6 protein-coding genes and 1 pseudogene are annotated in these 5,817 nt (G+C 61.6%); 2 read left to right on the forward strand and 5 right to left on the reverse strand.

Features of this window, described 5'->3' with window-relative positions:
• A pseudogene (locus tag OQK_RS19640) lies at positions 1–319 on the reverse strand (CPBP family intramembrane glutamate endopeptidase); the annotation flags it as partial.
• Between the two features lie 249 nt (positions 320–568).
• Positions 569–1,255 carry an isonitrile hydratase gene (gene inhA, locus OQK_RS19645; protein ID WP_016773884.1) on the reverse strand — a complete coding sequence of 229 codons (687 nt, stop codon included), beginning with the start codon at positions 1,253–1,255 and terminating at the stop codon, positions 569–571.
• Between the two features lie 89 nt (positions 1,256–1,344).
• On the opposite strand from inhA, the gene OQK_RS19650 reads away from it, so the two are divergent.
• A complete protein-coding gene (locus tag OQK_RS19650) occupies positions 1,345–2,328 on the forward strand; it encodes a GlxA family transcriptional regulator (RefSeq protein WP_016773885.1) in 984 nt (327 codons plus the stop codon).
• On the opposite strand, the gene OQK_RS19655 is transcribed toward OQK_RS19650, so the two are convergent.
• Positions 2,297–3,184 carry an alpha/beta fold hydrolase gene (locus OQK_RS19655; RefSeq protein WP_016773886.1) on the reverse strand — a complete coding sequence of 296 codons (888 nt, stop codon included), beginning with the start codon at positions 3,182–3,184 and terminating at the stop codon, positions 2,297–2,299. The genes OQK_RS19650 and OQK_RS19655 overlap by 32 nt on opposite strands.
• 114 nt (positions 3,185–3,298) lie before the next feature.
• Between OQK_RS19655 and OQK_RS19660 the strand changes: the two genes are divergently transcribed.
• Positions 3,299–3,907 (forward strand): hypothetical protein, encoded by a 609-nt coding sequence (locus tag OQK_RS19660; RefSeq protein ID WP_238537229.1) that lies wholly within the window; start codon positions 3,299–3,301, stop codon positions 3,905–3,907.
• Here the strand turns inward: OQK_RS19660 and OQK_RS19665 are convergent.
• Together OQK_RS19665 and OQK_RS19670 are read right to left on the reverse strand one after the other, a co-directional pair.
• Positions 3,879–4,268 (reverse strand): hypothetical protein, encoded by a 390-nt coding sequence (locus OQK_RS19665; protein WP_016773888.1) that lies wholly within the window; start codon positions 4,266–4,268, stop codon positions 3,879–3,881. The genes OQK_RS19660 and OQK_RS19665 overlap by 29 nt on opposite strands.
• 306 nt (positions 4,269–4,574) lie before the next feature.
• Positions 4,575–5,817, reverse strand: a 1,243-nt coding sequence (locus tag OQK_RS19670; protein WP_038861428.1) for a glycoside hydrolase family 15 protein, incomplete at its 5' end; no start/stop codon positions are given.

Raw genomic sequence — 5,817 nt, forward strand, 5'->3', positions numbered from 1 at the left:
GCCAGAAGCCCACCAGCGGTTTGTCGAGATTGAGGTACATCGCGAACGGCACCGCGTTGTCAGTTAAACGTTGCGGATTGATCACCCGGCCGTTGGCGAAGCCCGGCAGCCAGTGCATCGCCAGTGCCACGGCCAGAACGATGAAGAGGCCATGGCCGAGCCAACGCGCGACTGGCACCTCTTGCTGACGCACGGCGAACGCGGCGAACAGCAAAAGCCCCACGGAGATCAACGCCAGCCATCCGAGCTGGCCGTAGCTCAGGGCCAATCCGTAACCGAGGCCGAGCAGCGCGAGATAGAGCCAGGGCAGCGCCTTCATCGAAAGTCCTTGTGCGAGATTTCTGGAAGGGGCTTTCTACACGGGCGAGGGAGGTGGGACAAGTGAAGGAGAGTGAGAAGCGCGGCGAATAACTTGGGATCGACGTGTAGGAGCTGCCGAAGGCTGCGATCTTGAGGCTGTGGGACGCGGAGCGTCCCCGGCTGCATTCCCACGCAGAGCGTGGGAACGATCAGATCAAAAGATCGCAGCCTGCGGCAGCTCCTACAAGGGTTGTGATTGGCTGGGAGATCAGCGCAGGCCCAGTTTGGCCGCCGCGCGCTCGGTAATTTCCGTACGCAGCTTCAACGAAGGCGCCGCGCGCAACCGCGCCTCATCGACCACCGCACTTGGCGCCACCTCCGGACTGCCGGCGTTGAACGGCGGTGCCGGGGCATATTCCAGTTGCAACTGCACCAGTTGCGCCGTATCGGCATCGACCAGTTCCGCCGCCAGCACCAAGGCGAAATCGATGCCAGCGGTGATTCCGCCACCGGTAAACAGATTGCCGTCGCGTACCACCCGATCCTTCACCGCAATCGCCCCCAGCGTCGGCAGCAACTGGTGATAAGCCCAGTGCGTGGTCGCGCGCTTGCCCCGCAGCAGCCCCGCCGCGCCAAGCACCAGCGAGCCGGTGCACACCGAGGTCACATAACGTGCCTGCGCGGCTTGGCGTTTGATGAAATCCAGCGTCTGCTGATCTTCCATCAGCGGCCCGACGCCACTGCCGCCGGGCACGCAGATCACATCCAGATCCGGACAATCCTCGAAAGTAGTAGTCGGTTTCAGCAGCAGGCCAGTGCTGGACGTCACCGGCATCAGGTCCTTCCAGATCAGGTGCACCTGCACGCCGGGCAACGAGGCGAGTACGTCGTAAGGGCCGGTCAGGTCGAGTTGCTGAACCTGCGGGAATAACAGAAAACCGATCTGCAGCGTCATCGTTGTGGCTCCGTTGAAAGAAGTGGACGACTTCACTGTAGGCGGGTAGGTTCTGGCGCATACGCCAATCAACCCACGAATTACGCCAAATGCCTAAAGCCATTCACGTCCTCGCGTTTGCCAATATGCAGATTCTCGATGTCACCGGGCCGTTGCAGGTGTTCGCCTCGGCCAACGATCTGGCCCGCCAGCGTGGTTTGCCGACGCCCTATGCGCCGAGCGTGATCGCCAGCGGCGGCGGGGCGGTGATGTCATCGGCGGGGTTGGCGGTGCTCGCCGAACCGTTGCCACAAACGCCCAGCGACACCTTGATCATCGCCGGTGGCTGGGGCATTTATCCCGCCGCCGAAGACTCGCAACTGGTCGACTGGGTGCGCGAGCACGGCACTCATTGTCGGCGCGTGGCTTCGGTGTGCACCGGGGCCTTTCTACTCGCCGCCAGCGGCTGGCTCGATGGTCGCCGCGTGGTCACCCACTGGACGCGCTGCGAGCAACTGGCCGCGCAGCATCCGAATCTGCACGTGGAAGCCAATCCGATTTTCATCAACGACGGCCCGGTGTGGACTTCCGCCGGGGTCACGGCCGGTATCGATCTGGCGTTGGCCATGGTCGAAGAAGACCTCGGCCGCGATATCGCCCTCGACGTCGCCCGGCACTTGGTCGTCTTCCTGAAACGCCCGGGCGGGCAGTCGCAGTTCAGCGTGACGCTGGCGCTGCAACAACAGGGCAACCGCTTCGATGAACTGCACGCCTGGATCGCCGAGAACCTGACGTGCGACCTCGGCATCCCGACTCTCGCCGAACAGGCCGGCATGAGCGAACGCAGCTTCATCCGCCACTACCGCGCCGACACCGGCCAGACGCCGGCGCGGGCGATCGAATTGATCCGCGTCGAAACCGCCCGCCGACTGCTCAGCGATACCGGTTTGCCGATCAAACGCATCGCCGCCAATTGCGGGTTTGGCAGTGAGGAAACACTGCGGCGCAGTTTTCTGCGAGCGATTGGCGTGACACCGCAGGCTTATCGGGAGCGGTTTTCGGTCAGCGTTGCAGCAGATCCAGTATCGCCTTGAGGGTTTCCTGCGGCGCTTCTTCGGGAATGTTGTGGCCGACACCCGCCAGCACGCGCCGCTCATAGAAGCCGCTGAAATGTTCGGCATCTCCATCAATCAGCGAAGGCGGGCCGACGCCATCATCGGCGCCGCACAGCGAAATGCTCGGCACGCTGATCACCGGCTGTGTGGCCAGCGCTTCCTCCATCCACTCCAGGGCTGGATCGCCCGGGGCGTAGCCGAAGCGATGCCGATAGGAATGAATCACCACGTCGACAAAATCAGGATTATCAAAAGCGCCAGCGGTCAGCGGGTAGCGTTCATCCTTACGCGCCCATGTCGGCGACCACAGCCGCCAAAGCAACTGACACAACTCCCGGCGATTCTGCTTAAGGCCCTCGACGCCACGCGGCGTGTGGAAGTAGTACTGATACCAGAGCCGATGCTCGTCTTCCGGGTCCAACGGCTGGTTCGCATGGGCGATGTCCTGCACCAGGTAGCCGTCGCCGCTGACCAGCCCGCGCACTCGCGCCGGAAACAACGCCGCGACAATGCACGCCGCCCGACCGCCCCAGTCATACCCGCAAAGCATGGCCTGTTCGATACCCAGCGCATCCATCAGATCGAGCAAGTCCTGCGCCATCGCAGCTTGCTGGCCGGAGCGCAGGGTTTGCGCACTGTTGAACCGGGTCGGCCCGTAACCGCGCAAGTACGGCACGATGACGCGGTAGCCCCGCGCGGCCAGCGCCGGGGCGACTTCGTCGAAGGCGCGCGGGGAATAGGGGAAGCCGTGGAGCAGAATCACCGGGGCGCCGTTGTTCGGACCGTGCTGTTCGTAGGCAATGGTCAGAAAAGGCGTAAGGACTGACTGAATCATGACTGTCAACTCCGTGCAAACGTCTTCCAAACCCTAGACCATCGGATAGACTGCGCAGCTCATTCTGTCGACTGGCTTCAAGGACGATACATGTCACTCAAAACGCTGCTTGTTATGTTGGCACTTGTCGTGATGCTGACCGGTTGCGCATCGCCGCCACCGGCATTGCCGGACACCCCGCAGCGCCGTGAACTGATGGAGCGCATGTTTGCCAAGTCGACGATCATGCTGTCCTTCAAGGAGTTGGACGCACGGTCCGCCGCTGTGCCGGGCGAACCGCAACGCCAGCTCAGCGCCGATGAGGCATTGGCCAGCCATAAGCAACAAATGAATGTAGACCTGCCGGCGGCGTACTGGGAGCAGCGCCGTGCAAACCTCGCGCAACTTATCGATGCCAGAGCAAAAGGTGAAGCCATAGGTCTGGCGACATACAAGCAAAAGTACTTCGAGCAATTGTCCCTGGCACCGACGCCAATGCTCGCGGCGCTGGCCAATGCCCCGAGGATGGACGCGCTGGCAGAGTTTCCATTGGTGCTGCCCAATGACCATCAGCTCAGTTACTTCTACCTGATGACCGTTGCGGATGAAACGTTTTGGGAAATCGAGCAGTTCTACCAGCACATGGCCGATCTGGACGCCCAGTACGGCGTCTGTGCCCTGTACCCGGATTGCTACCGCCCGGACTTCCGCACGGCTAAGCCTCAAGCTCCGCGATCTGATTGAAATACTTCGTCCGATCCGGCGTAAACGTCACCTTCATCTTCGTCCGCGAACACATCAGCGAACGTTCCTGCGCAAGATCAATATCCAGATCCTCACCGCGCAGACCCTGCCACTGCGCCAGATATTTCAGTGAGCCGTACTTCTCGTTTTTCTTCAGGCTGCGACTCACGCCACCCTTCCAGCCAAGCACCGGCAATTCACCGGCCAGGCAGCGCTGGGCCAGTTCGGGAAAGCGTTCGGCGCGCTGGCGGCCGATTTCCCAGCATTTGATCAGGCCTTGGTCGGCGGCTTCCCAGAGCTGGGTGCGGCTCAGCCCGGTGCGAAGGGGGGAGTCGATGCTGCGCTGGATGTGGTGAGGCATTCCGGTTCCTTGAATTCGGGGGTGGTTGGACAGCTCCGCTGTGCCCGTTGCGTTGGATGGTAGGGGTGGATGTTTCGGCTGGCAACAAGGTATTTCGGCGTGTAAGCGTACGTTGCGCGAAGTGTTTCAACGTGACGTGAGTAGTTTTTGAGACGCGGTTTTTACACAGACTGTCGCCAGACGTAAACGGCGCACGGGTTCGACGACGGGGATGGGCCTGAGCCAGTTGTCTGGCATGCAGGCCCGTTGTGGAAACATACCTGTCGATCAGAGATCGGTCTGACATGCGCTGACGAAAAAACATCGCTACGGCTGCCAGGAACTCTTCTCGCCACTCAGCTTGCGGTCAAGAAAACTCGCCGCACTGATCAACGCCAGATGCGTCAGCGCTTGCGGCGTGTTGCCCAGATGCCGGCCATGGCTGTCGAACTCTTCGGCGTACAGTCCAAGCGGGTTGGCATATCGCAGCAATTGCTCGAACTCCAGATGGGCTTTTTCCACCTGGCCGGCGCGGGCCAGGCATTCGACGTACCAGAACGAACACGCGGCGAATGCGCCTTCGGTGCCGTTGAGGCCATCAATGTTGGCGTCTTCGTTGCGATAGCGATAGACCATACCGTCGCGCACCAGGGTTTTTTCGATCGCTTCCAGAGTCGACAGCCAGCGCGGATCCTTGGCGCTGACGAAGCGCACCAAAGGCATCAGCAGCATCGAGCCGTCCAGCGCGGTGCCGCCCTTGTACTGGACGAAGTGCCCGCGTTCCTCATCCCAGAAATTGTCCCAGATGTCGGTGTAGATCGCTTGCCGGGTCTGGTCCCAACGAGCGAACGGTGCCGGCAGCGAACGCTTGGAAGCCAGGCGGATGGCGCGGTCCAGCGCCACCCAGCACATCAGCCGCGAGTGCAGGAAATGATGGGTTTCACCGCGCATTTCCCAGATGCCGACATCTTCGCTCTGCCACGTCTCGCAGACCTGATCGACCACCTCGCCAACGTGCCGCCAGCCTTCGTGGGAAATCGCATCACCGTACTTGTTGACCAGATACACCGCATCCATCAGCTCGCCGAAGATATCCAGCTGGATCTGATCATAAGCGCCGTTGCCAATGCGCACCGGTTGCGCGCCGCCGTGACCGGACAGGTGCGTGAGTTCGGTTTCCGGCAGTTCCTGCTGGCCGTCGATGGCATAGAGGATGTTGAGTTTCATCGGTTTGCCACAGCAATCGCTGACCCGTCCGCGCAGCCATTGCATGTAGTGGTTGGCTTCATCGACAAAGCCCAGGCGCATGAACGCGTAAACGGTGAACGAAGCGTCGCGGATCCACGTGTAGCGGTAATCCCAATTGCGCTCGCCGCCGGGAGTTTCCGGCAGGCCGAAAGTGGCAGCGGCGAGGATTGCACCGTGGCGCCGTGAGGTCAGCAGTTTCAGGGCGAGGGCGGAGCGATTGACGATTTCCCGCCAGCGCCCGCGATAGTTGGATTGGCCGATCCAGCCACGCCAGTATTTGAGGGTGCGCTCCATGCACAATTCGGCGGCGCCTTCGGCAAAG

The sequence above is a fragment of the Pseudomonas sp. R62 genome (assembly GCF_000257605.1).
Taxonomy (GTDB): domain Bacteria; phylum Pseudomonadota; class Gammaproteobacteria; order Pseudomonadales; family Pseudomonadaceae; genus Aquipseudomonas; species Aquipseudomonas atacamensis.

Excerpts from the sequence above, each read along its gene's own strand:
- OQK_RS19665 (WP_016773888.1), bottom strand. The coding sequence starts at position 4,268 with ATGCCTCACCACATCCAGCGCAGCATCGACTCCCCCCTTCGCACCGGG.
- OQK_RS19650 (WP_016773885.1), top strand. The coding sequence starts at position 1,345 with ATGCCTAAAGCCATTCACGTCCTCGCGTTTGCCAATATGCAGATTCTC.
- inhA (WP_016773884.1), bottom strand. The coding sequence starts at position 1,255 with ATGACGCTGCAGATCGGTTTTCTGTTATTCCCGCAGGTTCAGCAACTC.
- OQK_RS19655 (WP_016773886.1), bottom strand. The coding sequence starts at position 3,184 with ATGATTCAGTCAGTCCTTACGCCTTTTCTGACCATTGCCTACGAACAG.
- OQK_RS19660 (WP_238537229.1), top strand. The coding sequence starts at position 3,299 with ATGTTGGCACTTGTCGTGATGCTGACCGGTTGCGCATCGCCGCCACCG.